Below are 26,088 nucleotides of genomic sequence, written 5' to 3'. Positions count from 1 at the left end.
ATGCCCGGGTGACGAACGGACGGCGGGCCATCGGGCTCGACATCGGAGGAACGAAGGTCGCCGGAGCGATCGTGGGCGAGGATGGCACGGTCCACGCCGAGCTGCGGCGCAACACCCCGGACACGTCCGATGCGGACACGATGACCACCCTCCTGCGGGAGATGGTCGAGGAGCTGCGCGGCGGCACCGAGGGCGCGGACGTCTGCGCGATCGGCGTCGGTGCCGCGGGGACCGTGGAGTGGCCGGTCGGCCGGATCCGCTGGGCACCCAACAACAACTACGAGAACTGGGACGTGCGCGGCCTGCTGGAGGCCTCGTGCGGGCTGCCGGTGGTCGTCGACAACGACGGCAACGTCGCCGGGCTGGCCGAGGCCCGGCTCGGCGGGACCCGCAACGACGACATGGTGCTGCTGACCGTGGGCACCGGCATCGGCGCGGGGATCGTGCTCGACGGGAAGATCTACCGCGGCCCGCACGGGCTCGGCGCCGAGGTCGGGCACATGAACGTCAACCCGGACGGCCCGAAGTGCGGCTGCGGCAACCACGGCTGCCTGGAGGCCGTCGCGTCCGGGACCGCGTTGACCCGGATGGGGCGCAGCGCCGCCCTGCACGACCCGCGGGGCATGATCGCGACCCTGGCCGAGGAGGCCGGCGGCGAGGTCACCGGCCAGCACGTGACCATGGCCGCGATGGCGGGCGACAGCACGGCGGCGTCGCTGTTCCAGCGGCTCGGACGGTCGCTGGGGATCGGCATCGCCAGCATCAACGCGATCTTCGAGTTCGAGGTCGTGCTGATCGGCGGCGGACTCGTCGACGCGGGCGAGCTCCTGCTCGAACCGGCCCGCCGGGCGGCCCGCGAGTTCCACTACGGACCGCCCGAGGTCCGCCCGATCCCGCCGGTGCTGCCCGCCACCTACAAGGGTGACGCCGGGAAGATCGGTGCGGGACTGCTGGCACTCGATGAGACCTGATCTCGCTCCGCGACCGGACCGGGGCGCGACTACCCTCGGACGGGTGACACTCCTGCTCGGACCGGTGCTGCGGCACGTCGACGAGACCAGCGCCCTGGTCTGGGTGCAGACCTCCGGCCCGTGCCGCGTCTCGGTGCTCGGCTGCGACGCCGAGACCTTCGAGGTGGCCGGCCACCACTTCGCCCTGGTGCAGGTGACCGGGCTGACGCCGGACACCCGCACCGCCTACGAGGTCCATCTCGACGGCGAGCGGGTCTGGCCGCTGCCGCACTCGCCGTTCCCGCCGAGCCTGATCACGACGCGCGGCGCGGATTCCGAGGCCCACCAGCGGATCGTGTTCGGCTCCTGCCGCTACGTGAAGCTCGCCGACCCGAAGCAGGCCCGCCGGTACGGCCTCGACGCACTCGACGTCTACGCCGGCCGGATGGCCGGGCTGCCCCCGGAGACCTGGCCGACCACGCTGCTGCTGCTCGGCGACCAGGTCTACGCCGACGAGCTCACCCCGCAGACCCGGCGGCGGATCGCCGGGCGCCGGGAGCAGCACCCGGACTGGCCCGACGACGAGATCGTCGGCTTCGACGAGTACTCGGGCCTCTACCGCGACACCTGGTCGGACCCCGAGGTGCGGTGGATGCTCTCGACCGTCCCCACCGCGATGATCTTCGACGACCACGACGTCCGCGACGACTGGAACACCTCCGGCGCGTGGCGCGAGCAGATCGCCCGCAAGCCCTGGTGGTCCGAGCGCATCCGCTCCGGCCTGGCCTCGTACTGGGTCCACCAGCACCTGGGCAACCTCTCCCCCGCCGAGCTGGCCGCCGACCGGACCTGGCAGGAGGTGCAGGCCGCCGACGGCGACGTCTGGCCGCTGCTGTCGCAGCGGGCCGCCCGCTGGGACGTCGAGACCGGCACCGGCGACGCCCGCGGCAAGGACGAACGCTTCTCCTTCTGCTGGGAGCTGGGCCGTACCCGGCTGATCGTCCTGGACTCCCGCAACGGGCGGATCGTCGAGTCCACGCCGCGGCGGATGGTCTCCGACGCCGAGTTCGACTGGATCCGGACGAAGGCGCTCGCCCCCGGCGACGTGGACCACCTCGTGCTGGGCACCTCGGTGCCCTGGCTGATGCCGCAGGTCATCTCCGATCTGGAGGCCGCGACCGAGAAGGGCGCGGACGGGGCCGGCCGGGTCGCGGCGGTCGCCGAGTGGGCCCGCCAGGAGGCCGACCTGGAGCACTGGCCCGCGTTCGGGCACTCCTTCGCCCGGCTCGCCGAGCTGATCCGCGAGGCGTGCCGCCCGCGTGGCGGGGACGCACCGCCCGCCACGGTGTCGGTGCTGTCGGGCGACGTCCACCACTCCTATGCCGCCGTCGCCGACGTGCACACCCACTCACCCGGGGACCGGCCGGGCCGTGGCCCGGAGGGCACCCGGGTCCATCAGCTGACCTGCTCCCCGGTGCACAACGTGGTCCCCGCGGTGATGCGGGTGATGTTCCGGATCACCTGGTCGCGGCTGCTGGGCAGGCTGACGACCCGCTGGACCCGCCGCACCGGGGCCGGCAGCGCGGGTGTGGCCTGGGAGCGGACGGCCGGCCCGCTGTTCGGCAACCTCGTCGCGACCCTGGAGACCGACGGGCGACGGGCGTCGTGCCGGTTCGAGCGGCCCCGCTCGGCCGCGGTGCTCGACACCGCGGCCGAGGTCGTGCTGACCCCGCAGTCGCCGCCCGCCGCGGCGCAGCAGCGCGCGGGGACGGTCCCGGCGGGCTGAGCGCGGCGCCGGCACCGCTGTCCCCCGCCCGACCGCGCACGCGCGTGACCGGTCCCGCTCAGAATCCGGTGCGGGCCAGCCACCCCGTCCAGACGCCGGCGTCGCCGAGGACCTGGAGGCGGTCGTCGTCGGCGGGGATCCGGCGGGTGACGCCCTGGAGCAGGTCGGCGGCGGTGCCGCGGACCGCGGCGTCGCCCTTGCCGTGCCCGTGCTCCCAGACGACCCGTCCGCCCGCGCCGCGGACCATCCACTCCCCCGCCCCGTCCGGGACGTCGTCGGTGGCGTGCAGGTGCAGCGTGGCGCCGTCGGCCAGCGGCGGCTCGTCGGCGGCGGGGCGGGCCGCGAGCAGACCCAGCCACTCCGAGACCCCGTCGGCGGCCACCTGCGGGTCGATCGGGAACGGCGCCCCGAGCGCGACGGCGGCGTCGGCGCGGTGCACCGTCGCCTCGTGCAGCCGCCGCCGCACCCACCACGCCGAGGGCCGCGGCCCGGTGAAGGTCCACACCGGCGCGGTCGGCCCCGCCGCGACGACGGCGTCGAGCAGCTCGGTCGCGCCGTCGCGCAGCCACTGCGCCGCGACCTCCGGGCCGCCCTCGGGCGGCTTGCCCCCGGGCACCTCGCGCGGGTCGAGGGCCTCGGTCGCACCGGTGGCGACCATCCGGGCCGCCCACCGGTGCCCGCGCCCGACGTGGCGGAGCAGCTGCAGCAGCGACCAGCCGGGGCAGGTCGGGACGGGGGTGGCCGGGTCGGCCGTCGCCAGCAGCGCGGCGAGCCGGTCGTTCTCGGCGAGCAGGACGGCGGCATACGGGTCGACAGCGGTGCGCTCCGGTGTCGTGGTCATGAATTCGTACCCCCGGTCGCGGAACATGTGGGTGGGTTGCGGCGAGTCGTGCATGACGGTCGCCCGATTCGGGTAGGCATGGATCATGCCGCCTCATCGCGACTGGACGCGACGGGGCGCGGGGCGGGCGCTGCTGTACTGGCCGTTGACGGCATTCCTGTTGGTGGCCGCGTTCCCCGCGTACTCCGTGGTGCTGGTCATCGCCTCCGGGATCCTGCTGCCCACCCTCGGTCTCGTCGCCGGCCTGGCCGGGAAGCGCTGGCGGGCGCGCAAGCTCGCCCGGGCGCGTCGTGCGCTGTCCGACGTCGTGGACACCACCCCGAGCGCCGAGGACGGCTCCGTCGCCCACGAGGACGGGTCCGGCGGGACCGGTCCGGGGGCCGCCTGGCCGACCGGCCGGCACGCACGGCGGGCCCGTGAGCAGGCAGCTCCGGCCGCCGAGGAGCCCGCGGCACGCGACGCGGCCTGACCCGCACCGCACGACCCGTTGTGACGCTCGCCGACTTCCTTGTACGTCCAATACTAGGATGTCAAACTAAACCGGCCGGGACACCGCCGTCCGCCCGGCGGGAGGAACGTCGCCGATGAGCACGGAGATGAGCACGGGCACGAACGCCCAGGCCGAGCTGCACGTCCCCACGCATCCGGTCCGTTTCGTGACCGCGGCCAGCCTGTTCGACGGGCACGACGCCGCCATCAACATCATGCGCCGGATCCTGCAGCGCCAGGGGGCCGAGGTGATCCACCTCGGCCACAACCGCTCGGTCGACGAGGTCGTGACCGCCGCGATCCAGGAGGACGTGCAGGGCGTCGCGATCTCGTCCTACCAGGGCGGGCACGTCGAGTACTTCTCCTACCTGGTCGAGCTGCTGCGCGAGCGCGGCGCCGGCCACATCAGGATCTACGGCGGGGGCGGCGGCGTGATCGTCCCCGAGGAGATCGAGCTGCTGCACTCCCGCGGCGTCTCCCGGCTCTTCTCCCCCGAGGACGGCCAGCACCTGGGCCTCCCCGGGATGATCAACATCATGATCCGCGAGTGCGACACCGACCTCGCGGCCCAGCCGCCGTCGTCGTTCGACGGGCTGTTCTCCGGGGAGACCGCCACGCTGGCGCGGGCGCTGACCCTCGCCGAGTCCGGGACGCTGCCCGCGGAGGTCCGCGAGCGCGTCGCCGCGTCCGAGCGGCCCGTCCCGGTCCTCGGCATCACCGGCACCGGTGGTTCCGGCAAGTCCTCGTTGACCGACGAGCTGGTGCGCCGCTTCCGGCTCGACCAGGAGGACAAGCTCCGCATCGCGGTGCTCGCCGTCGACCCGACCCGGCGCAAGGGCGGCGGTGCGCTGCTCGGCGACCGCATCCGGATGAACGCGCTGTCGTCCGGGTCCGCCGGCGCCGGAGGCGGTCACAGCCCGGTGTTCTTCCGCAGCCTCGCCACCCGCGGCGGCGACGGTGGCTCGCTGCCCGAGCGCCTCGGCGACACCATCGCGGTGCTGCGCGCGGCCGGGTTCGACCTGGTCGTCGTCGAGACCCCGGGCATCGGCCAGGGCGACGCGGGCATCGTCCCGTTCGTCGACCACTCGCTGTACGTGATGACGCCGGAGTTCGGCGCCGCGTCGCAGCTCGAGAAGATCGACATGCTGGACTTCGCCGACGTCGTCGCGATCAACAAGTTCGAGCGCCGCGGCGCCGAGGACGCCCGGCGCGACGTCGGCCGCCAGCTGGTGCGCAACCGCGAGGAGTTCGGCGCGACCTGGGAGGACATGCCGGTCTTCGGCACCTCGGCCGCCACCTTCAACGACGACGGCGTCACCGCGCTCTACCAGCACCTGCTCGGCCTCCTCGCCGAGGACGGGCTGGCCATCGGCGAGGGCAGGCTCCCCCGCGTCACGACCAAGACCTCCAGCCACCACGCCGCGGTCATCCCGCCGGACCGGGTCCGCTACCTCGCCGAGATCTCCCAGGCCGTGCGCGGCTACCACGCCGACACCGAGTCCCACGCGCAGGCGGCCCGCACCGCCCAGCACCTGCGCACCGCCGCCGAGCTGGTCGGCGGCGACGACCTGGCGCAGGCGCTCCGCACCGCCGAGAAGAAGGTCCCGGCCGAGTCCGCCGAGCTGCTGGCGGCCTGGCCGTCGCGGGTCGCGGACTACTCCGGCGACGAGTACGTCTACACCGTGCGCGACAAGGAGTTCCGCACGAAGCTGACCAGGGAGACGCTGTCCGGCAGCAAGGTCCGCCGGGTCGCGCTGCCCCGCTTCGACGACGACGCGGCGCTCCTGCGCTTCCTGCGCAAGGAGAACCTGCCGGGCTTCTACCCGTTCACCGCCGGGGTGTTCCCGTTCAAGCGCGAGGGCGAGGACCCGGCGCGCATGTTCGCCGGCGAGGGCGACCCGTTCCGCACCAACCGCCGGTTCAAGTACCTCTCCCAGGACTCCGACGCCAAGCGCCTGTCGACGGCCTTCGACTCGGTCACCCTCTACGGCCACGACCCCGACACCCGCCCCGACATCTACGGCAAGGTCGGCACCTCGGGCGTCTCGATCGCGACGCTGGACGACCTCAAGGCCCTCTACGACGGCTTCGACCTCTGCTCACCGACCACGTCGGTGTCGATGACGATCAACGGCCCGGCGCCGACGATCCTCGCCTACTTCCTCAACACCGCGATCGACCAGCAGGTCGAGCGGTTCCGCGACGAGCAGGGCCGCGAGCCCGACGCGGGGGAACGCGAGGAGCTCGTCGCCTACGCGCTGGCGAACGTCCGGGGCACGGTGCAGGCCGACATCCTCAAGGAGGACCAGGGCCAGAACACCTGCATCTTCTCCACCGAGTTCTCGCTGCGGATGATGGCCGACATCCAGGAGTGGTTCATCGCGCACAAGGTGCGCAACTTCTACTCCGTCTCGATCTCCGGCTACCACATCGCCGAGGCCGGGGCGAACCCCATCAGCCAGCTCGCCTTCACCCTCGCGAACGGGTTCACCTTCGTCGAGAGCTACCTGGCGCGCGGCATGGACGTCGACGACTTCGCGCCCAACCTGTCGTTCTTCTTCTCCAACGGGATGGACGCCGAGTACACGGTGATCGGCCGGGTCGCCCGCCGCATCTGGGCGATCGCGATGAAGGAGCGCTACGGGGCGAACGAGCGCTCGCAGAAGCTGAAGTACCACGTCCAGACCTCGGGTCGGTCCCTGCACGCGCAGGAGATGAACTTCAACGACATCCGCACCACGCTGCAGGCGCTCTGCGCGCTCTACGACAACGCGAACTCCCTGCACACCAACGCCTACGACGAGGCGGTCACCACGCCGTCGCAGGAGTCGGTGCGCCGCGCGATGGCCATCCAGATGATCATCAACAAGGAGTGGGGCCTGTCGCTGAACGAGAACCCGCTGCAGGGCTCGTTCGTCGTCGACGAGCTCACCGATCTTGTGGAGGAGGCGGTGCTGCGCGAGTTCGAGTCGATCGCCGAGCGCGGCGGTGTGCTGGGTGCGATGGAGACCGGCTACCAGCGTGGCCGGATCCAGGACGAGTCGATGCTCTACGAGCACCGCAAGCACACCGGTGAGCTGCCGATCGTCGGCGTCAACACCTTCCTGAAGCCGGCCGACCCGGACGAGCAGCCCCAGGAGATCGAGCTGGCCCGCGCCACCGAGGCCGAGAAGCAGTCCCAGCTCGACCGGCTCGCGGACTTCCAGTCCCGGCACCGCACGGAGGCCGAGCAGGCGCTGCGGCGGCTCCAGGACGTCGCGACCGGCGACGGCAACGTGTTCGACGAGCTGATGAAGGCCGCACGGGTGTGCTCGCTGGGTCAGCTGACGACGGCGTTCTTCGAGGTCGGCGGGCAGTACCGGCGGAACATGTGAGGTCGGGGCGGGCCCGGGTGAGCCCGGCCCGCCCTACCGGGGTCGCGCCCCCCCCTGCCGCGGGGGCGGGCCTCTCACCAGCGGCCGCGCCGGTTCGGGATCCGCGCGGCGGCCAGGCCGACCGCGGCGAGTGCCACCGCCAGCACCCCGTAGGCGATCCCGGCGGCGAGGCCCGGGTCGTCGGCGGCGGTGACGGCGGCGGTCAGCACCGACACCGCCGCGATCCCGCCCATCTGCCGGAACATGATGCGCAGCCCGGACACCGCGGCCACCTCGTCGGGCACCAGGTGCATGCCGGCGTTGTTGGCGGCAGGGCCGGACAGGCCCGTGCCCAGCCCGAGCAGCGTGGACCCGGCCAGCAGCCACACCGTGGGCCCACCGAACAGGGGCGTCACCGCGGTGACCACCAGCCCGGCGACGACGGCGACCAGCCCGCCGAGCAGCAGCGGCCGGAACCCGAGCCGGCGCAGCAGCGCCACCGCGACCGCCGAGGTGACGATGGTGCCGATCGCGCGGCCGGTGAGCAGTGCCCCGGCGACGAACGCGGGAAGGTCGTAGCGGACCTGGGCGTAGAGCGGCAGGGTCGCCGAGAACCCGATCACCACGGCGCCGAAGACGACGTTGGTGACGTTCATGATCCCCAGACCGCGTCCGGCGAGCAGGTGCACGGGGACGACCGCGTCGGGCCGCCGCCGGGCGTGCCGGACGAACACCGCACCCGCCACCAGTGCGACCACGCCGGCCAGGACGGTCCAGCCCGGCCCGGACGCGGGCGAGCCGAGCCGGGTGATGGTCAGCATCGTGGCGAGCAGGGTCAGGACGAGCAGTGCGATGCCGGCGGCGTCGATCCGGGCGGTGCGCCGGTGCGGCGGGTCGTCGACCAGCGCCAGCCCGACCGCGACGAGCAGGATCCCGATCGGCACGTTCACCAAGAAGATGCCGTGCCAGGTCCAGGTGGTGAGCACCAGCCCGCCGACCAGTGGTCCGAGGATCGCGCCGATCGGGAAGACGCTGGTGAACAGGGCGAGCGCCCGGTCCCGGTCACGGCCGAACTGGTGGGCGACGATCCCGTTGGCGGCCGGCAGCATCACGCCGCCCGCGAGGCCCTGCACCAGCCGGCAGGCGATGAGCACGCCGATCGAGGGGCTGAGCGCGCTCAGCGCGGACATCACCGTGAACGCGGTGACCCCGGCCAGGAACATCCGGCGGCCGCCGAAGCGGTCGGAGAGCCACCCGCCCAGCGGCAGCGCGAGGATCTGTCCGACGGCGGCGACGGTCACCACCCAGGCGGTCCAGGCCAGGTCGGCGCCGAGGTCGCCGCTGATCGTGGTCAGCGCGGTGGCGACCGACGTGCCGTCGAGGGAGAACATCAGCAGCGCCAGGCCGACGACGGCGAACACCGGCACCCGGCGGGGCAGCGGGTCGTCGCCGGGCAGGCCGGCGGAGCCGTCCCCGGGCGGGCGGTGGGTGTCGTGGGCGGCGTCGGTCACGTGGTGGGCACACCTGTCTTCCCGGAGGAAACGGACATGATGTGCTTACCACAAGCTAATCACCTCGGGCGGGGCGGCCAGCTCGCGATCACCTGGCCTGGCCGGCGTCAGCGGCGGGAGCGGTTGCGGCGACGGCCGCGGTTCCAGCCGCCGAGGATGCCGATCGCCTCGACGAACGACTCGGCGGCCTTGGAGAGCTTGCGTCCGGCCTTCCGCATCGGGTTCCTCCGAAAGTTCCGTGGTGCTGGGGGCGAGACCCCACCGTGACAGACCGCGACGGGCCGCGAGCACGGGGGCACTGCTCCGCAGGGGTGGCGGACCGGACGGCACCACTCCCACGCTCCGGGTTCCCACCACCCGCTCGGACGACCACGACTCGGCGTGTCGGGTGGCGACGGCACCGATGGAGCAGCGCCGCGGCCGCTGCGACGCCTCACTGGTCCAGGTGGGCAGAAGCGCGTGTCACACCGCGGGTGCCGGGGTCCGGCGCAGCACGAGCGCCAGCGCCAGCGCGCCCAGCAGCAGCACGCTGACGTAGCCGGTCACCCCGGCCCAGCCTGCGTGGTCGTAGGCGACCCCACCGAGGGCGCCGCCGATGCTGGACCCGGCGTAGTAGCCGACCAGGTACAGCGACGAGGCCTGGGCCGGCACCGCCCCCGGCAGCATCGCCGAGCGGCGCCCCACCCACGAGCTGGCGACCGAGTGCGCCCCGAAGAAGCCGACGGTGACCATCAGCAGCCCCGCGAGGGTGGTGGGCAGCAGATCGGGCAGGGTCACCCAGATCCCGGCGAGGGCGAGCAGCGTCGCCACCCACAGCACGGGGCGGCGCCCGAACCGGTCCCCCAGGCGCCCGGCAGCGGTGGAGGCCCAGCTGCCGGCGAGGTAGCCGAGGAACACCAGCCCGACGAGGGTGCCGGGCAGCGAGAACGGCGGGGCCAGCAGCCGGAAGCCGAGATAGTTGTAGACGGTCACGAACGCGCCCATCAGCAGGAACGCCATCCCGAACAGGCACAGCAGACCCCGGTCGGTGAGGTGGCGACGCAGCGGCCCGCCGAGATCGCGCAGCCGGGTGCGGGCCGGGGTGGGCGCCGTCGCGGGCGGCAGGAGCAGCCGGAAGACGACGGTCGCGAGCACCGAGACCACACCGACCGCGGCGAGGCCCGCCCGCCAGCCGCCGAGCTCGGCGACCCACGACGCGACGAGCCGCCCGGACAGCCCGCCGAGGGTGTTGCCGGCGATGAGCAGCCCGACCGCACCGCCGAGGTGCCGCGGGGCCACCTCGTGGGTGACGTGGGCCATCGACAGCGCGGGCAGTGCCGCGAGGGCGATCCCCTGCAGCCCGCGCACCACGACGAGGGTCTCGAACGTGGGCGCCAGCGGGGCGAGCAGCGCGAGCACCGCCGACGCCGCGAGTGCCCAGGTCATGACCCGCGCCCGCCCCCAGGACTCGGTGAGCGCGGACAGCGGCAGCACGGCGAGGGCGAGCGTGCCGGTGGTCGCCGACAGCACGAAGCTGGCCGTGGACGAGGAGACGCCGAACTCCGCCGAGAGCGTCGGCAGCAGCCCCTGCACGCTGTAGACCAGCACGAACGTCGCCAGACCGGACAGCCACAGGGCGACGCCGAGCCGCCGGTAGCCGGGCGTGCCGCGCTCGTGCGGCGGGGCGGTCCGGGTGGCGGTCGGGGCTGGCAGGTGCGCGGTCGTTGTCATCGCATACGACCGTAGGCACTGTCGATGCATGCGTCCAATGCATGCATCGACGCCCTATCATTCACCCATGCATGAGTCGTTGGCGCCGGCGCTGCACCGGTTCGTCGCGGTCGCGCGCGACGGTCACCTCACCCGCGCCGCGGAGCGGATCGGGGTCCCGCAGCCCACGCTGTCCCGGGCGATCGCCCGGCTGGAGGACGAGCTGGGCGTCGCGCTGTTCCGGCGGGCCGGGCGCGGGCTGGCCCTGACCGTGGCCGGGCGCACCCTGCTGCCGCGGGCCGAGGCCGCGCTGGCCGAGCTCGCCGCGGGCGTGGCCGAGGTCGCGGGCGACGCCGACCCGGTGACCGGCCGGGTCGCACTCGGCTTCCTCGGGACGATGGGCACCACCGCGGTGCCGGGCATCCTGCGGGAGTTCCGGGAGCACCACCCGCGGGTGCGGATCGAGCTGGTGCAGGTGCCGCACGCCGCGCTGCTGGAACGGGTCCGCGACGGCCGGGTCGACCTGGCGCTGACCTCCCCGATGCCCGACGAGCCGGGGCTCGTCGCGACCCCGCTGGCCGAGGAGGAGCTGCTGCTGGCGGTGCCGTCCGGGCATCGGCTGGCGGGCGCGGACTCCGCGGATCTCACCGAGGTCGCCGACGACCCGTTCCTGCTGTTCGCCCGCGGCTACGGGCTCCAGGGCGTGGTGGAGTCGTGGTGCGCGCAGGCCGGGTTCCGCCCGCGGCGGGCGTTCGAGGGCGGGGAGACGGCGACACTACGCGGCCTGGTCGGGGCCGGGCTGGGCGTCGCGCTGCTCCCGGCCGGACCGGACGTGCCGGGCGTGGTGCAGGTGCCGGTGCGCAGCCCGCACACGGTCCGGACGCTGGGGATGGTGCACGCGGCCGACCCGCGGCCGACCGCACCGGTGCGGGACCTGCGGGCCTTCGTCGTCCGGCACGGGCCGCGCTGGCTGGTGCCGACCGGCTGAGCCGGCGCCGCCGGCCCGACCGGGACGCCCGGGACGCGGGCCGACCGCCGTCCCCGGCCGGTCGGCGCCCGTCGGGTTACGGTCGGCACCATGACTGCGGGAGTGGAGGCACCGGTCGACGACGAGGGCCGCGAGGTCGGTGTCCCCGGCACCGTACGGCGGGTCGTGTCGATCGTGCCGTCGCTGACCGAGGCGCTGGAGGCGACCGCGCCCGGCATCGTGGTCGGCGCGACGGACTGGTGCACCCACCCCGCCGACCTCCGTGCGGAACGGGTCCGCGGGACGAAGAACCCCGACGTCGAGCGGATCGTCGCGCTGGCGCCGGACCTCGTCGTCGCCAACCAGGAGGAGAACCGGCTCCCCGACCTGGACGCGCTGCGCGCCGCGGGTCTCCCGGTGTACGTGACCGACATCCGCGACGTCGACGGCGGGCTCGACTCGCTGGGGCGGATGCTGGCCGCGTGCGGGCTGGACGAGCCGGGCTGGCTGCGCGAGGCCCGTGCGCTGTGGGCGGCGGTCGAGCCCGCCCGCGACCGTCGCCGGGCCGTGGTCCCGATCTGGCGCAGGCCATGGATGGCGGTCGGCTCGGACACCTTCACCGGTGCCGTGCTGGACCGGCTCGGCGTCGACAACGTCCTGGCCGACTCCCCGGAGCGCTATCCGCGCTTCGACCCCGCCGACCTGCCCGAGCACGATCTCGTCGTGCTGCCCGACGAGCCGTACCTGTTCACCGCCGAGGACGGCCCCGAGGCGTTCGACGCGCCGTCGGTGCTGGTCAGCGGGCGGCTGCTGACCTGGTACGGCCCGAGTCTGCTGGAGGCGGCACGGGAGCTGCCCGGCGCGCTGGCGGGCGCAGGCCGACCGGCCCGCTGACCCGGCCCGGCGTCGGTACGGTCGATCCCATGGCGACCGTCGACGAGGATCTGCTGACCACGCTCATCGCGCGACTCGACCTGGACGCGAAGGTCCGGCTGCTGACCGGGGCCGACTTCTGGTCCACCCCGGCCGAGCCCGCGATCGGGCTGCGCCGGATGGTGCTGTCCGACGGTCCGTCGGGCGTGCGTGGGGAGAGTTTCGACGAGCGGTCCCCGTCGCTGTCGCTGCCGTCGTCGACGGCGCTGGGGGCGACCTGGGACCCGGAGCTCGCCCGCCGCTACGGCTCGACCCTGGGCGCCGAGGCCCGCCGGCAGCACGCCGACGTCGTCCTCGGGCCGACGATCAACCTGCACCGCACCCCGTTCGGTGGCCGCCACTTCGAGGCGCTGTCGGAGGACCCGCTGCTGACCGGCGAGCTCGCCGCCGCGTACGTGGAGGGGCTGCAGGCGCACGGGGTCGCCGCGACGCCGAAGCACTACGTCGCCAACGATGCCGAGTCCGAGCGCTTCACCGTGGACAACGTCGTCGGCGAGCGGGCGCTGCACGAGCTGTACCTGGCCGCGTTCGAACCGGCCGTCACCCGGGGCGGGGCCTGGGCGGTCATGTCGGCCTACAACGCGGTCAACGGGGCGACGATGAGCGAGAACCCGCTGCTCACCGAGCCGCTCACCGGCGAGTGGGGCTTCGACGGGCTCGTGATGTCGGACTGGGGCGCGGTGCGCACCACCGTCGCGTCGGCGCGCGCCGAGCAGCACCTGGTGATGCCCGGCCCGGTGAGCACCTGGGGCGAGCGGCTGGTGGCGGCGGTGCGCGGCGGCGAGGTCGACGAGTCCGTCGTGGACGGCAAGCTGCGCCGGCTGTTGCGCCTGGCCGCCCGGGTCGGTGCGCTCGACGGGGGACCGACCCCGCCCCCCGCCCCGGCCCCCGGGGACGGCGCCACCGTGGCCCGCGAGCTCGCCGCCGCGGGCAGTGTCCTGGTCCGCAACACCGGCGAGCTGCCGTGGGACGCCTCGGCGCTCGGGACGGTCGCGGTCCTCGGGCACAACGCCGCGCTGGCCCGCACCCAGGGCGGCGGGAGCGCCACGGTCCGGCCCGCCGCGGTCGTCGCGCCGCTCGACGGGCTGCGCACGGCACTCGGCGGGGACCGCGTGCGGTACCGGCTGGGCGCGCAGGTCGCCGAGGGGGTGCAGCCGTTCGACCCGGAGACGGTCACCGACCCGGTGACCGGGGAGCCCGGCCTGCGCGCGGTGTTCCGCGCCGCGGACGGCACCGCGCTGCGCAGCGAGCACCGGCTCGGGGCCTCGCTGATCTGGATGAGCGGAGAGATCCCCGGCGGCGCCGAGACCGTCGAGGTGTCGACGCGGTGGTCACCCGAGCCCGGAGCGCACCGGATCGGGGCCGCCGCCGTCGGGCACGTGACGGTGAGCGCCGACGGAGCGACCGTGCTCGACACCGAGGCCGTCCTGACCGGCGACGAGGGGCCGGGCGCGGCGATCTTCGAGGCGCCGTCGGCGACCGCGGAGATCACCACCGACGCGCCCGTCGACCTGGTGTTCCGGTTCCGCCCCTCCGGCGGTGAGGCCGGGATGGCGCTGTTCGCGCTGACCGTCGGGACCGAGACCGTCGTCGCCGACCCTCGGGCCGAGGTGGCGGCAGCGGCCTCGCTGGCGGCGGACTGCGACGTCGCGGTCGTGGTCGTCGGGACGAACGACCGGATCGAGAGCGAGGGCTTCGACCGCACCTCGCTCGCGCTGCCCGGCCACCAGGACGACCTGGTCCGGGCGGTCGCCGCGGCCAACCCGCGCACCGTGGTGGTGGTCAACTCCGGGGCACCGGTGCTGCTGCCCTGGCGCGACGAGGTGGCCGCGGTGCTGCTCGGCTGGTTCGGCGGCGAGCGGTTCGGCGACGCCGTCGCCGACGTGCTGCTCGGGCACGCCGAGCCGGGCGGGCGGCTGCCGACCACGTGGCCCGCCACCGGCGAGGAGCGCTCGGTGCTGTCCGGGCGCCCGACCGACGGCGTCCTGCGCTACGACGAGGGCGTCCACCTCGGGCACCGCAACTGGCTGCGCCACGGCGAGACGCCGGCGTACCCGTTCGGGCACGGACTGGGCTACACCACCTGGACCCTCGACGACGCCGTCGCCGGGCCCTGGTCGGCCGACGGCGTCGCGGTGACGGTCACCCTGACCAACACCGGCGACCGGGCGGGCCGCCAGGTCGTGCAGGCCTACCTGTCCCGGACCGGCTCCGACGTCGAACGCCCCGCCCGCTGGCTGGCCGGCTGGGCCGTCGTCGACGCCGCCCCCGGCACGACGACGGCCACCGTGACGGTGTCGCGGCGCGCGTTCCGCCACCGCGCGGGCGGGGTGTGGGCGACCGAGCCGGGCACCTACGAGCTGCACCTGGGGTTCTCGGTCGCCGACACCCCGCTGCACGCGACGGTGGAGGTCGTCGGCGAGGGCTGAGCCGGCGGGTCAGCCGTGCGCCGCCCGGAGCAGGTCCGAGCACTTCTCGCCGATCATCATCGTGGTGATGTTCGGGTTGACCACCGGCAGGAACGGCATCGCCGACGCGTCGGCGACCCGCAGACCCTGCACCCCGCGGACCCGCAGCTGCGGGTCCAGGACGGCGTCCGGGTCGCCGTCGGCGCCCATCCGCGCGGTGCACGCCGGGTGGTACACCGTGTTGTGGGTCTTGTTGATGTAGTCGGCGAGCTCGTCGTCGGTGACGGCGTCCGGGCCCGGCGCCAGCTCGGCGGCGATCCACTCCTTCAGCTGCGGCTGCTCGGCGATGCGTCGGGCCAGCCGGATGCCCTCGGTCATCACCCGCATGTCGTGGCCCTCGGGGTCGGTGAAGTAGCGCGGGTCGACCCGGGCCCGGTCGCGGAAGTCGCGGGTCCGCAGCCGCACGGTGCCCCGGGACCGGCCGCGGGTGACGTTCGGGGTGAGGCAGAACCCGTTGTCGGTGGTCGGGTAGCCCCAACGCAGCGTGTTCATGTCGAACGGGACCGAGCCGTAGTGCATCATCAGGTCCGGCCGGTCCAGGGCCGGGTCGGTGCGGTGGAACAGCCCGATCTCCCACCACTGGGTGGACTCGGTGACCATCGGCTTCGCGGCGTCCCAGAAGACCAGGCCCTCCACGTGGTCGTCGAGGTTCGACCCGACGCCGGGCAGGTCCGAGCGGACCTCGATGCCGAACTCGCGCAGGTGCTCGCCCGGGCCGATGCCGGAGAGCATCAGCAGCTTCGGGGTGTCGATCGCCCCCGCGGAGAGGATCACCTCGCGGTCGGCGTGCACCGTCTCGCGGCCGGGGCCGATGCCGCGCTGGTACTCCACGCCGGTGGCGCGGGTGCCGTCGAACAGCACCTGCGACGCCCAGCAGTCGGTGCGCACCTCCAGGTTCGGACGCGAGTCCAGGATCGGGTGCAGGTAGGACACCGACGCCGAGGCGCGGGTGCCGTCGGGGAAGGAGTTGATCTGGAAGTACCCGGCGCCGTCGGTCACGGTGTGGCCCTCGTTGAACCGCACCGTCGGCATGCCGACCTGCGCTGCGGCGGCCAGCACGGCGTCGCCGCAGGGGTCCTTCGCGGGGATCTGCATGAGGTTGACCGGGCCGGAGCGGCCGTGGCCGTCCCAGTCGCCGTCGTTGGTCTCCAGGCGCCGGATCAGCGGCCAGCACTCCTCGGCGGACCAGCCGGTCAGGCCGGACGCGGCCCACTCGTCGAGGTCCTCCCGCGGGGTCCAGAAGGCGATGCAGGAGTTGTGCGAGCCGCAGCCGCCGAGCACCTTCGCGCGGGCGTGGCGCATGTGGGAGTTGCCGCGCTCCTGCGGCTCGACCGGGTAGTCCCAGTCGTAGCCGGAGTCGAGCAGCGCCATCCAGTCGGTGAGCCGCAGGATGTTCGGGTCACCGACGTCGGACGGTCCGGCCTCCAGCAGCAGCACCCGCACCGCGGGGTCCTCGGAGAGCCGCGCGGCGAGCGCGCAGCCCGCCGAGCCGCCACCCACCACGACGTAGTCGAACCGGTCGGTCATGCCGTCTCCCCCATGCCCTGCTCGATCTCCTTCGCCCGGTGCTCGGGCAGGCAGCCCAGCCCGTGACGGCCGCGCAGCCGGAACCAGGCCAGCCCGGCGAGCGCGACGACGCCGATGAACAGGAACGCGACGAACCGCAGCCACCCGGTGCCGTAGACCTCCTCGCGGGGCCACGCCAGGTTGATCGCCATCGCCGCGCCCCACAGCACCGCCAGCACGTTGACCGGCAGGCCGAGGCGCCCCAGGGAGAAGTACCCCTTCTGGCCCTCGTCCGGCCACCGCCCGCGCAGCCGCCGCACCAGCATCGGCACCGTGACCAGCAGGTACGCGATGTAGATCATGATGATCGCCACACTGGTGACCGCGGTGAAGACCTCGGGCACGCCGACGTTCGCGACCAGGATGAGGATCGCGACCACGCCGACGACGATCGCCGGCACCACCGGCGTCTTGTGCTTCGGGTCGATCCGGGCCAGCACCGACCCCGCGGGCAGCGCGTTGTCCCGGGCCATCGCGAACATCAGCCGGATCGCCGCGGTGTGCACCGCGAGCAGGCAGACGATCACCGCGATGCTGATGGTGATCAGGAAGATCCGGCCGATCGTGCCGCCGGCGACCTCCAGCAGCACGAGCTGCCCGCCGCCGTCCTTGGTGCCCAGGCGCGGGTCGGCCAGGTCGGGTGCGGCCAGGATGATGCCGAGCAGGATCAGCCCGCCGAGCACGAACGAGGCGATCACCGCGCGCAGGATCGCCGCCGGGGCGGTGCGCCGCGGGTCGACCGTCTCCTCACCGAGCGAGCTGGCGGTGTCGAAGCCGTACATGACGTAGGCCGAGGCGAGCGCCGCGACGAGGAACGTGCCGAAGTACCCGCCGCCGCCCGCGGCCGGGGCCGGGGTCTCGAACAGCACCGAGACGGGGTTGCGGATGCTCAGCAGCAGCGCCACGACGATGACGACGGCGGCGATCAGCTCGATGAACACCCCGGTGGAGTTGATCCGCGCCATCAGCTTCACCCCGACGGCGTTGATCACCGTGGTGAGCACGATCAGGATCGCGCCGAGCAGCACGCCGTTGACGGCGGCGTCGCCCGCGTCGGAGGCGTCGCCGACGAGCTGGAAGCCCGACCAGATCTGCGGGAACGTGAGCTGCGCGGCCAGCGCGACCGCCGCCAGGGACACCACCGAGGCGGTGAACATCATCCAGCCGGCGAGCCAGGACACGGTCGGCCCGGCCAGCTGCTTGGACCAGTTGTAGACCGACCCGGCGACCGGGTAGCGCCCGGCCAGCTCGGCGAACGACAGCGCCACCATGAACTGGCCGGCGAACACCATCGGCCAGGACCACCAGTAGGCCGCACCACCGGTGCCGAAGCCGAAGTAGAACAGCTGGAACGTGCCGGTCAGGATCGAGATGTAGCTGATCCCGGCCGCGAAGCTGGCGAACTTGCCGATGCTGCGGTCGAGGGTCTGGCTGTAGCCGAACTCGGCGAGCCCTCCCCCGTCGCCGTCCGCGTCCGGTGCGGGATCCCGCCGGGCGGGTTCGGGAACGGTCATCCTGGACCTCCTGGGCCGTTTCGTCGCGCCATCATGGCGGTATCAGCGGCCCGAGAACCATCCCTGGGGCTGCGGAGCCGTGTTGGTCCAGACGTGCTTGATCTCCTGGTACTCGGCCAGCCCGGTCGGCCCCAGCTCGCGGCCGTTGCCCGAGCGGCCCATGCCGCCCCACTCCGCGCCCGGGAAGTACGGGTGGAAGTCGTTGATCCAGACGGTCCCGTGGCGCAGGGCGGACGCCACCCGGTGGGCCCGGCCCATGTCGGCGGTGAACACCGCGCCGGCCAGGCCGTACTCGGTGTCGTTGCCGAGCCGGACGGCCTCCTCCTCGGTGCTGAACCGCTCCACGGTCAGCAGCGGGCCGAACGTCTCCTCGCGGATCAGCCGCGATCCCGGCGCCAGGTCGGTGATGACGGTCGGCAGGTAGAAGTAGCCCTTCGCCAGTTCCGGGTCGTCCGGACGGGCACCGCCGCACCGGATGGTGGCACCCTCGGCGCGTGCCGCGGCGACGAAGTCCTCGATCTTGGCCAGGTGCGCGGCGGAGACCAGCGGCCCGACCTCGACACCGTCGGTGAGGCCGTTGCCGAGCCGGATCAGCTGCGCGCGGCGCACCACCTCGTCGACGACGGCGTCGGCGATCGAGTCCTCGATGATCAGCCGGGCGCCCGCGGAGCAGACCTGTCCGGAGTGCAGGAACACCGCGAGCATCACGTAGTCGACGGCGAGCTCGAAGTCGGTGTCGGCGAACACGATGTTCGGGTTCTTCCCGCCCAGCTCGACGGCGGTGCGCTTCACGGTCTCGGCCGACGCCCGGATGATCTTCTGGCCGGTGGACAGCCCGCCGGTGAAGCTGACCATGTCGACGTCGGCGTGCTCGGTGAGCGGGGCGCCCACCGAGGGGCCGTCGCCGAGCACGATGTTGACCACCCCGGCCGGGATCCCGACCTCCTCGCACAGCTCGACCAGCACGATCGAGGTGAGCGGGGTGACCTCGCTGGGCTTGATCACCATCGTGTTGCCGGCCGCGATCGCCGGGGCGACCTTCCAGGACAGCTGCAGCAGCGGGTAGTTCCACGGCGTGATCAGCGCGCACACGCCGACCGGCTCGTGCACGATCCGCGACACGACGGCCGGGTTGCCGGTGTCGACGATCCGGCCGGCGTCCTTGTCGGCGAGCCCGGCGTAGTAGCGGAAGACGGCGGTGACGTCGTCGACGTCCTGGCGGCCCTCGGCGATCGTCTTGCCGGTGTCGAGGGTCTCCAACCGGGCGATCTTCTCCCGGTCCCGGACCAGCAGGTCGGCGATCCGACCGAGGAGCGCCCCGCGCTCGCCGGTCGTGGTCCGCCGCCACGGCCCGTCGTCGAAGGCCCGGCGGGCGGCGGCGACCGCACGGTCGACGTCGTCGGGCCCGGCCTGGTCGACCTCGGTGACCGTCGAGGCGTCGTAGGGGTTGACCACCGGGGCGGTCCCGGCGGATCCGGTGGTCCAACTTCCGTCGATGTAGAGGCTCGGCACGGCGCGAGCTTTCACCGGAAACGGGTCGGTGTGCAAACCCGGGCCCGTCGTCCTCGCGCGGGAGATGGTCACGCTTTCCGGTCGCCCCGCGTGGCGACGTGCCGAATGCCGGGTTAGGGTTGCGCCATGGGCAACACGGTGCGCGGACGGGAGCCCGGGGTGCAGTCGGTCGACCGGGCCATCACCCTGCTCACCCTGCTGGCCGACCGGAGCGAGGCGGGGGTCAGCGAGCTCGCCGCCTCGCTCGACGTCCACAAGTCCACCGCCTTCCGGCTGCTCGGCGCGCTGGAGGAGCGCGGGCTGGTCGAGCAGATCGCCGACCGCGGCAAGTACCGCCTCGGGTTCGGGCTGATCCCGCTCGCCGGGCGCGTCGCCGAGCGCCTGGAGGTCACCACCCAGGGCCACCCGGTCTGCGAGACGCTCGCGGAGCGACTCGGCGAGACCGTCAACATCGCCATCCCCGACCGCGGGTGGGCGGTGAACGTCGACCAGGCCCGGGGCCCGTCGATGGTCACCACGTTCAACTGGCTCGGCCGGATCACCCCGATGCACAACACCTCCAGCGGCAAGGTGCTGCTCGCCTCGGTCGTGCTCGACGACCCGACGACGATGCCGGACACGGTGCCGGACGAGGGCCGCGAGACGCTCGTCGAGGAGCTGCGCCGGGTCCGCCGACACGGGTACGCGTGGTCGCTGGAGGAGCTGGAGACCGGGCTCAACGCCGTGGCGGCACCGGTGCTGGACCACGGCGGCGCGGTGGTGGCCGCCCTGTCGGTGTCCGGGCCCGCCTACCGGCTCCCGGCCGAGCGGATCGAGCGGATCACCCCGGAGGTCGTCGCCGCGGGGCGGGAGATCAGCCGTCGGATGGGTTTCTGGCGCGACCGCTGAGCCGCGGGCCTACGGCGGTGGGGCCGGCGCGGACCCCTGCAGGCGTTCCAGCACCGGGGGCAGAATGCGTTCCAGCTCGTCACCGTGCCGCTCGAACTCGCGCCGCAGGAACGGCGCCGCCAGCTTCAGCAGCCCCTTGAGCCGCACCCGGGCGTGGAAGCTGACGACGCTGCCCCCACCCTCGGCGGGCTCGACGACGATCTCCTCCGTCGCGCTGACCGCCGGGTTCTCCGCGACGAACACGACCCGGCCCGCCGTCAGCTCCTGCAACGTGTGGTCGAGCTCGCTCTCCCGCCCGCCCCACACCGCCACCGTGCGCCAGGCGGCGCCGACCACGATCGGTCCGCCACCGTCGGAACGGGTGCTGGAACGCACGGTCGGGTCCCAGATCTCGCTGTTCCCGTGGTCGGACAGGTACCGGAGCACCGTCTCGGCAGGGGTGCGCACCGTCATCACCCGCTGGACGCCGACCACGACGCTCCTCTCCCCGGCCGGGGCCGACCGGGCCCCGGCCCGCTGCTCCGACCGGCGCAGATGGTCTCACGGCGACCGGTCATGATCGAGAGCACCCACACCGGATTCCACCGAACGCCCGTGCCGGGACCGCGCGGCACGCACACTCCTGTCCGACGCGGGCGGGCCGGGCGGGCCCGCCACCGACGACGGAGGTGCCGCGGTGCACGACCGAGACCGACCGGGGACCCGGTGGACGAGCGGGCGGCCCGTGCCCGGCCCGCACCCGTCGTCGGGCGGGGTGGCACGTTCCGACCCGGACGGCCTCGACGCCGCCGCCGCGGCGCTCGACCACATCGCCGACGATCTCGCCGACGACACGGCGCTCGTGGGCCCCGCCGCGCCGGTGCCGGGTTTCGCAGCCGGGACGGCGGCCACGGCCTGGGAGGACGCGATGGCGCGGGCCACCCGGGAGCACGCGGAGCACACCGCGTCGACGGCGTCGGCCCTGCGCGCGGCCGCCACGTCCTGGCGCGCCGCCGACGACGACGCCGCGGCGGCGTTCGCCGGGCGCGCCTCGTGAGCACCGGGCCCGCCCTGCGCGATCTCGTGACGGCCGACCCCGGTGCGTGGCTGCGTCGTGCCGGTACCTGGGACGGGTTGTCCCGGGCCCTGTCCGAGCGCGCGGCCGAGCTGGAACGCTCCGCACCGCGGTCGTGGACGGGGGCCGACGCCGACGCGGCCGCGCGCGACCGCGCCGAGCAGGTCCGCCGGCTGCGGGACGACGCGGGCACTGCGACCCGGGCCGCGCAGGTGCTGGGCACCCACGCCGGCGAGGTCCTCGACGCCCAGCGCCGGCTCGTGCTCGCCGCGCTGGCGGTGCACCCGCAGTTCGTCGTCGACCTCGAACGCGGCACGCTGTCCGCCGGCGTCGGCGCGCACTGGCTGGGGGTGTGGCAGCTGCCCGCGATGGTCGCGCGCTTCGGGGCGGACCTGGCCCGCCTGTCCACCGCGGTGGCCGACGCCGTCGGTGCCGCGACCCGGTCCGACCACGCCACGGCCGCCGCGCTCGATGCGCTCCGCCCGGCCCCCGCGGCGGCCCCCCGCCCGGTCGCGCCGGCCGCGGCGCCACCCCCCGGTGCGGGCGCCGGCGCCGTGCGGTCCTGGTGGATGGGGCTGCCCGAAGTGCGACGGGAACAGCTGCTGCACACCCGGCCCGACCTCGTCGGCGGGCTGGACGGCGTACCGGTCGCCGACCGGGACCGGGCGAACCGGGTCCTGCTCGACGCCGAGCTGTCCCGGCTCCTGTCCCGGGCGGCGCTGCTCGACCGGGCCGGGGACACCGCGGGCGCGGACCGCGCCCGGCGCGCGTCGGCCGGTCTGGAGGCGACCCGCCGACGCCTGGACGCCGGTGACGCGTACCTGCTCCGACTGGAGCGCGGGAGCACCGGCGGGCGGCTCGTGCTCGCCGTCGGCGACCCGGAACACGCCGCGCACGTGCTCACCCACGTCCCGGGGACGACCGCGGGCTGGGACGGGGTGCCCGGCGACCTGGCCCGGGTCGAGGCGACACGTGCCGCCGCACGGGCGGCCGCGCCGGACGCCACCGTCGCCGCGGTGCTGTGGACCGGCTACGACGCGCCACCCGACCTGGTCGCGGCGGCGGACCCGGGGGCCGCCCGCGCCGCCGCTGGAGACCTGCGCTCCTTCCAGGACGGTCTGCGGGCCGGGCACGCGGGCCCGGTGCACCTGACCGTCGTCGGGCACTCCTACGGCTCGACGGTGGTCGGGAACGCCGCCCGGGGCGGCGGCCTGGCCGCCGACGACGTGGTGTTCGTCGGCAGCCCGGGGACCGGCGCGGGACACGCCTCCGAGCTCCGCACCGCACCTGGGCACGTCTGGGCGACGACCGCGCGGCACGACCCGATCGACCGGGTGCCCGGGGTCGAGGGCTTCGCGACCTCGCGCGGGTTCGCCCCCACCGGGCTCCTGCACGGCCCGAACCCGGCGGCACCGGGGTTCGGTGCCCGGGTGTTCGACTCGGCCCCCGGTTCGGCGCTCCCGAGCACCGACGACCCGGCGACCCCGAACGACGAGTCCGCGTTCGCCGCCGCGCACGGCGGCTACTGGGATCCCGGCTCGCCGAGCCTGCGCACGCTCGGCCGGATCGTCGCCGGAGCGCCTGTTCCTTTGTGACGCTCCGTCACCTTCGACCTGCGTTGCGAGACGACCGCACGTCCGGCCGGCCGAACGACCAGCCGCTCAATGAACCAGTGATGGGGCAGGTCACACGTAGTCGTCAGACCGACCGCGACTAGCCTGTCCCGGACGCGGCCACGGGCAGTAGCATTCGGGCGTGACCGAGACCGAGAGCAGACCGGCACGGCGCACCGGCCGCCCGCCACTGACCGACCGCGCGACACTGCTGGCCGCTGCGCGCGAGCTCGGCTTCTCCGACCTGACGGTCGGCGCGGTGACCGCGCGGGTCGGGGTGAAGTACTCCACGTTCTACCGCCACTTCCCCAGCCTGGAGGCGCTCGTCGCCGCGCTGGTGGACGACGTGGTGACCGACGGCGTGTTCCCCGCGACCGACGAGGGCCGTTGGCAGGAGCAGATGCTGGCGTTCGCGGCGGCGACGTTCGACGTGATGGCCGAGCACCCGGGCCTCGCGCCCGCGATGGTGCGGCTGCCGGAGTCCCCCGAGGCGTTGCTGTCGGCGTTCCGGCGGCTGACCGACCGGCTGCTGGAGTCGGGCTTCACCGCGGAGGACGCGGTGCTGGGCGCCTCGACCGCCTTCCAGATGGGCATGCAGCCGTGGCTGGCGGCCAATCCCCTCGGCATCGGGGACGCGCGCCGTCGCGACCAGGTGCTGGAGTCGGCCGAGCCGTTCGACGCCCAGGTCCGCTCGGTCTTCCGGGACCGGATCGACGACCCGCCGCGCAGCTGGACCCTGAGCCGCGTCGAGCTCGTCATCGCCGGGCTGGAGACCCGCCTGGCGTCCTGACCCCCGACACGACGACGCCCGGGGTGCTTCGCGTGAGCACCCCGGGCGTCGGCGTCGGATCAGGCGGTCAGGTGGGAACGACCTGGTCCGCCTGCGGACCCTTCTGACCCTGGGTGACCTCGAAGGTCACGGTCTGCCCCTCGTCGAGGCTGCGGTATCCGGAGGACTGGATCGCGCTGAAGTGGACGAACAGGTCCTGCCCGCCTCCGTCCGGCGTGATGAACCCGTACCCCTTCTCCGCGTTGAACCACTTGACGGTTCCCTGTGGCATCCGGATGTCTCCTCGCGTCTTGCCGGTTCCTACGGGGTGGACATTAGCCGTACCGGACCCCGCTGTGCTACAGGCGACGTGCTATCGGGTACCGGCGCGTCGTGTCGGACGTCCCGTTCGCCCGGTTCTCCGGGCCGGCACCGGCTACCGGCGCGGGATCAGCCCGCCCGCGTAGAGCGCCCAGGCCACCAGCAGCGGCTGCCCGGCCAGCCGCGCGGCCCGCTTGGCGTCGGTGTCGAGGCCGAACCCGTCGACGCGGTTGCGGTACTGGGAGAGGTTGCCCGGGAAGATGGCGGTGAAGAACGCCGCGGCCAGGCCGCCGACCCGGCGGCGCTCCTTCGGGAGGCCGGCCAGCGCGGCGCCGAGCGCGATCTCGGCGGCCCCGGAGAGCAGCACGACGTCGTCGGTGTCCATCGGGACCCACGGCGGGACCTGGGCACGGAACTCGCGGCGGGCGAAGGTGAGGTGCGAGGTCCCGGCGAACACCAGCATCGCGCCGAGCGCGAGGCGGGCGAGGTCCTGCCGGGTACGGGTCGCCGTCGTACGCGTCATGGTCCGACCGTGCCACGGCGCGGGCGGCCGGGCGCGCCGGACCGCACCGCCGGGTGACCCGTCAGGGACGCCCGCGCAGCTCGATCCCGGCCGGGGTGGTGGCCCCCGCCAGCCCGCAGACCAGGTCGAGCTCGGCGACGACGTTCTGCAGCACCTGCGCGACGCCGCGGGCGCCGTCCAGTGCGAGCCCGTGCACGAACGGGCGCCCCAGCAGCACGGCGCGGGCGCCGAGCCGGACCGCGGTCGCGACGTCGGCCCCGGTCCGCACCCCGGAGTCGAGCAGCACCGGCAGCGCATCGCCGACCGCGTCGACGACACCGGGCAGCGCGTCCAGCGAGGCGACCGCGTGGTCGATCTGGCGGCCGCCGTGGTTGGACACGACGACCCCGTCCACACCGGCGTCGGCGGCGCGGCGGGCGTCGTCGGGGTGCAGGACCCCCTTGAGCAGGATCGGTAGCCGGGTCCGCGAGCGCAGGGTCGCCAGGTCCTCCCAGGACAGCCGCGGTCGCGAGTAGACCCGCAGGAAGGTCTCCACGGCCGCCCGCGGGACGGGCGAGCGCAGGTTGTCCCGGAACCGTCCGGGGGCGTTGCGGGTGATCTCGAGCAGGGTCCGCACGGCCTGCGGGGTGACCTTCGGCGGCGCCCCGGCCGACGGCGCGGCGAGGGTCTCCTCCACCAGGCGGCGGAACACCGGGTCGGAGGTGTACTGGGCGATCCCGATGCCCCGGGCGAAGGGCAGGTGCCCCAGGTCGAGGTCGCGGGGGCGCCAGCCCAGCATCGTGGTGTCGAGGGTGACGACGACGGCGTCGCAGCCGGCGGACTCGGCGCGGCGCAGGAAGCTGTCGACGAGCTCGTCGGAGGTGGACCAGTACAGCTGGAACCAGGTGGGGCCGCCGACCGCGGCGATCTCCTCCATCGGCGCCCCGGCCTGGTTGGAGATCACCATCGGGATCCCGGCGGCCGCGGCTCCGCGGGCGACGGCGAGGTCGGCGCCGCGCCGGACCAGGTCCAGTGCCCCGATCGGGGCGAGCAGCAGCGGCGCGTGCAGCGTGCGGCCGAACAGCTCGACGGTCAGGTCGCGCTCGCCGACGTCGCGCAGCACCCGCGGCACGATCTCCCGACGGGCGAACGCCGCCCGGTTCGCGCGCATCGTGGTCTCGGCGCCCGCGCCGCCGGTGACGTAGGCGTCGGCGCGCCGGCTCATGGCCCGCCGCGCGCGGCGCTCCAGCTCGTCGGGGCCGGTCGGGACCCGGGGCCGGGCGCCTGAGACGCCGTCGCGGTAGATGCGGTCCTGCCGAGCCCGGCCCGGTGCCGTCATGGCGCCCTCCCCCGTCGTCGCGC

21 protein-coding genes are annotated in these 26,088 nt (G+C 74.3%); 11 read left to right on the top strand and 10 right to left on the bottom strand.

The genetic code is table 11. The features are described 5' to 3' along the window. Positions 1-8: 8 nt before the first annotated feature. Both Ae717Ps2_RS07670 and Ae717Ps2_RS07665 read left to right on the top strand, forming a co-directional pair. Positions 9-971, top strand: coding sequence for an ROK family protein (locus Ae717Ps2_RS07670; RefSeq protein ID WP_083702292.1), 963 nt, complete (start codon positions 9-11; stop codon positions 969-971). Positions 972-1,014: 43 nt separating this feature from the next. Next, complete coding sequence (locus Ae717Ps2_RS07665; protein ID WP_075553776.1) at positions 1,015-2,736, top strand: alkaline phosphatase D family protein; 1,722 nt, start codon at positions 1,015-1,017, stop codon at positions 2,734-2,736. Positions 2,737-2,794: 58 nt separating this feature from the next. On the opposite strand, the gene Ae717Ps2_RS07660 is transcribed toward Ae717Ps2_RS07665, so the two are convergent. Continuing rightward, complete coding sequence (locus Ae717Ps2_RS07660; protein WP_075313068.1) at positions 2,795-3,577, bottom strand: maleylpyruvate isomerase family mycothiol-dependent enzyme; 783 nt, start codon at positions 3,575-3,577, stop codon at positions 2,795-2,797. An 85-nt stretch (positions 3,578-3,662) separates the two neighbouring features. Between Ae717Ps2_RS07660 and Ae717Ps2_RS36000 the strand changes: the two genes are divergently transcribed. Beyond that, positions 3,663-4,046 (top strand): hypothetical protein, encoded by a 384-nt coding sequence (locus Ae717Ps2_RS36000; protein ID WP_139320181.1) that lies wholly within the window; start codon positions 3,663-3,665, stop codon positions 4,044-4,046. A 127-nt stretch (positions 4,047-4,173) separates the two neighbouring features. Further along, positions 4,174-7,440 (top strand): fused isobutyryl-CoA mutase/GTPase IcmF, encoded by a 3,267-nt coding sequence (gene icmF, locus Ae717Ps2_RS07650; RefSeq protein ID WP_075334197.1) that lies wholly within the window; start codon positions 4,174-4,176, stop codon positions 7,438-7,440. Positions 7,441-7,514: 74 nt separating this feature from the next. Here icmF and Ae717Ps2_RS07645 read toward each other — a convergent pair whose 3' ends face one another. Further along, complete coding sequence (locus Ae717Ps2_RS07645; RefSeq protein ID WP_083695082.1) at positions 7,515-8,930, bottom strand: MFS transporter; 1,416 nt, start codon at positions 8,928-8,930, stop codon at positions 7,515-7,517. A 462-nt stretch (positions 8,931-9,392) separates the two neighbouring features. Next, a complete protein-coding gene (locus Ae717Ps2_RS07640) occupies positions 9,393-10,640 on the bottom strand; it encodes an MFS transporter (protein WP_075311459.1) in 1,248 nt (415 codons plus the stop codon). Between the two features lie 67 nt (positions 10,641-10,707). Between Ae717Ps2_RS07640 and Ae717Ps2_RS07635 the strand changes: the two genes are divergently transcribed. From Ae717Ps2_RS07635 to Ae717Ps2_RS07625, 3 genes are all read left to right on the top strand, one after another. Next, the gene (locus tag Ae717Ps2_RS07635) at positions 10,708-11,607 is read left to right on the top strand and encodes a LysR substrate-binding domain-containing protein (protein ID WP_020624740.1); all 900 of its coding nucleotides are present in this window, start codon (positions 10,708-10,710) and stop codon (positions 11,605-11,607) included. A gap of 90 nt (positions 11,608-11,697) precedes the next feature. Continuing rightward, positions 11,698-12,480, top strand: coding sequence for a helical backbone metal receptor (locus Ae717Ps2_RS07630; protein ID WP_075311455.1), 783 nt, complete (start codon positions 11,698-11,700; stop codon positions 12,478-12,480). A gap of 29 nt (positions 12,481-12,509) precedes the next feature. Beyond that, the gene (locus Ae717Ps2_RS07625) at positions 12,510-14,948 is read left to right on the top strand and encodes a glycoside hydrolase family 3 C-terminal domain-containing protein (RefSeq protein WP_075333165.1); all 2,439 of its coding nucleotides are present in this window, start codon (positions 12,510-12,512) and stop codon (positions 14,946-14,948) included. Positions 14,949-14,957: 9 nt separating this feature from the next. Here Ae717Ps2_RS07625 and Ae717Ps2_RS07620 read toward each other — a convergent pair whose 3' ends face one another. The 3 genes from Ae717Ps2_RS07620 to Ae717Ps2_RS07610 are packed head-to-tail and all read right to left on the bottom strand — an operon-like array spanning position 14,958 to position 19,579. Then, complete coding sequence (locus Ae717Ps2_RS07620; protein WP_075311451.1) at positions 14,958-16,514, bottom strand: GMC family oxidoreductase; 1,557 nt, start codon at positions 16,512-16,514, stop codon at positions 14,958-14,960. Next, positions 16,511-18,067, bottom strand: a complete 1,557-nt coding sequence (locus Ae717Ps2_RS07615; RefSeq protein ID WP_020625992.1) for an APC family permease — start codon at positions 18,065-18,067, stop codon at positions 16,511-16,513. Before Ae717Ps2_RS07615 ends, Ae717Ps2_RS07620 begins: the two co-directional genes overlap by 4 nt. Positions 18,068-18,109: 42 nt before the next feature. Continuing rightward, the gene (locus Ae717Ps2_RS07610) at positions 18,110-19,579 is read right to left on the bottom strand and encodes an aldehyde dehydrogenase family protein (RefSeq protein ID WP_075311449.1); all 1,470 of its coding nucleotides are present in this window, start codon (positions 19,577-19,579) and stop codon (positions 18,110-18,112) included. 126 nt (positions 19,580-19,705) lie between these two features. Between Ae717Ps2_RS07610 and Ae717Ps2_RS07605 the strand changes: the two genes are divergently transcribed. After that, entirely contained in the window at positions 19,706-20,467 is a 762-nt protein-coding gene (locus tag Ae717Ps2_RS07605) for an IclR family transcriptional regulator (protein WP_020625994.1), read from the top strand. A 9-nt stretch (positions 20,468-20,476) separates the two neighbouring features. Here Ae717Ps2_RS07605 and Ae717Ps2_RS07600 read toward each other — a convergent pair whose 3' ends face one another. Continuing rightward, the gene (locus Ae717Ps2_RS07600; RefSeq protein WP_075333164.1) at positions 20,477-20,941 is read right to left on the bottom strand and encodes an SRPBCC family protein; all 465 of its coding nucleotides are present in this window, start codon (positions 20,939-20,941) and stop codon (positions 20,477-20,479) included. A 250-nt stretch (positions 20,942-21,191) separates the two neighbouring features. Between Ae717Ps2_RS07600 and Ae717Ps2_RS37255 the strand changes: the two genes are divergently transcribed. The 3 genes from Ae717Ps2_RS37255 (at position 21,192) to Ae717Ps2_RS07585 (ending at position 23,924) form a co-directional block, all read left to right on the top strand. Beyond that, entirely contained in the window at positions 21,192-21,503 is a 312-nt protein-coding gene (locus tag Ae717Ps2_RS37255; protein ID WP_075311445.1) for a hypothetical protein, read from the top strand. Continuing rightward, the gene (locus Ae717Ps2_RS07590) at positions 21,500-23,116 is read left to right on the top strand and encodes an alpha/beta hydrolase (protein WP_075311443.1); all 1,617 of its coding nucleotides are present in this window, start codon (positions 21,500-21,502) and stop codon (positions 23,114-23,116) included. The genes Ae717Ps2_RS37255 and Ae717Ps2_RS07590 overlap by 4 nt, the downstream gene beginning before the upstream one ends. Positions 23,117-23,276: 160 nt before the next feature. Continuing rightward, positions 23,277-23,924, top strand: a complete 648-nt coding sequence (locus Ae717Ps2_RS07585) for a TetR/AcrR family transcriptional regulator (protein ID WP_020624258.1) — start codon at positions 23,277-23,279, stop codon at positions 23,922-23,924. A gap of 67 nt (positions 23,925-23,991) precedes the next feature. Here Ae717Ps2_RS07585 and Ae717Ps2_RS07580 read toward each other — a convergent pair whose 3' ends face one another. The 3 genes from Ae717Ps2_RS07580 to Ae717Ps2_RS07570 all read right to left on the bottom strand — a co-directional run bounded on the left by Ae717Ps2_RS07580 (position 23,992) and on the right by Ae717Ps2_RS07570 (position 26,065). Continuing rightward, the gene (locus tag Ae717Ps2_RS07580) at positions 23,992-24,195 is read right to left on the bottom strand and encodes a cold-shock protein (RefSeq protein ID WP_020624259.1); all 204 of its coding nucleotides are present in this window, start codon (positions 24,193-24,195) and stop codon (positions 23,992-23,994) included. 144 nt (positions 24,196-24,339) lie between these two features. Beyond that, positions 24,340-24,747 carry a hypothetical protein gene (locus Ae717Ps2_RS07575; RefSeq protein ID WP_075311441.1) on the bottom strand — a complete coding sequence of 136 codons (408 nt, stop codon included), beginning with the start codon at positions 24,745-24,747 and terminating at the stop codon, positions 24,340-24,342. A 61-nt stretch (positions 24,748-24,808) separates the two neighbouring features. Beyond that, a complete protein-coding gene (locus tag Ae717Ps2_RS07570) occupies positions 24,809-26,065 on the bottom strand; it encodes an alpha-hydroxy-acid oxidizing protein (RefSeq protein WP_075311439.1) in 1,257 nt (418 codons plus the stop codon). Between the last annotated feature and the right edge of the window lie 23 nt (positions 26,066-26,088).

The organism is Pseudonocardia sp. Ae717_Ps2, from assembly GCF_001932475.1.
Lineage (GTDB): Bacteria > Actinomycetota > Actinomycetes > Mycobacteriales > Pseudonocardiaceae > Pseudonocardia.
The sequence above is the reverse complement of the archived record's forward strand: the minus strand, read 5'-3'. Positions and strand labels throughout refer to the sequence as shown.

What these genes read in the sequence shown, in the direction of transcription:
- Ae717Ps2_RS07580 (WP_020624259.1), bottom strand. Translation starts at nt 24,195, where the DNA reads ATGCCACAGGGAACCGTCAAGTGGTTCAACGCGGAGAAGGGGTACGGG.
- Ae717Ps2_RS07625 (WP_075333165.1), top strand. Translation starts at nt 12,510, where the DNA reads ATGGCGACCGTCGACGAGGATCTGCTGACCACGCTCATCGCGCGACTC.
- Ae717Ps2_RS07570 (WP_075311439.1), bottom strand. Translation starts at nt 26,065, where the DNA reads ATGACGGCACCGGGCCGGGCTCGGCAGGACCGCATCTACCGCGACGGC.
- Ae717Ps2_RS07575 (WP_075311441.1), bottom strand. Translation starts at nt 24,747, where the DNA reads ATGACGCGTACGACGGCGACCCGTACCCGGCAGGACCTCGCCCGCCTC.
- Ae717Ps2_RS07635 (WP_020624740.1), top strand. Translation starts at nt 10,708, where the DNA reads ATGCATGAGTCGTTGGCGCCGGCGCTGCACCGGTTCGTCGCGGTCGCG.
- Ae717Ps2_RS07620 (WP_075311451.1), bottom strand. Translation starts at nt 16,514, where the DNA reads ATGACCGACCGGTTCGACTACGTCGTGGTGGGTGGCGGCTCGGCGGGC.
- Ae717Ps2_RS07615 (WP_020625992.1), bottom strand. Translation starts at nt 18,067, where the DNA reads ATGACCGTTCCCGAACCCGCCCGGCGGGATCCCGCACCGGACGCGGAC.
- Ae717Ps2_RS07605 (WP_020625994.1), top strand. Translation starts at nt 19,706, where the DNA reads ATGGGCAACACGGTGCGCGGACGGGAGCCCGGGGTGCAGTCGGTCGAC.
- Ae717Ps2_RS36000 (WP_139320181.1), top strand. Translation starts at nt 3,663, where the DNA reads ATGCCGCCTCATCGCGACTGGACGCGACGGGGCGCGGGGCGGGCGCTG.
- Ae717Ps2_RS07630 (WP_075311455.1), top strand. Translation starts at nt 11,698, where the DNA reads ATGACTGCGGGAGTGGAGGCACCGGTCGACGACGAGGGCCGCGAGGTC.
- icmF (WP_075334197.1), top strand. Translation starts at nt 4,174, where the DNA reads ATGAGCACGGGCACGAACGCCCAGGCCGAGCTGCACGTCCCCACGCAT.
- Ae717Ps2_RS07660 (WP_075313068.1), bottom strand. Translation starts at nt 3,577, where the DNA reads ATGACCACGACACCGGAGCGCACCGCTGTCGACCCGTATGCCGCCGTC.
- Ae717Ps2_RS07640 (WP_075311459.1), bottom strand. Translation starts at nt 10,640, where the DNA reads ATGACAACGACCGCGCACCTGCCAGCCCCGACCGCCACCCGGACCGCC.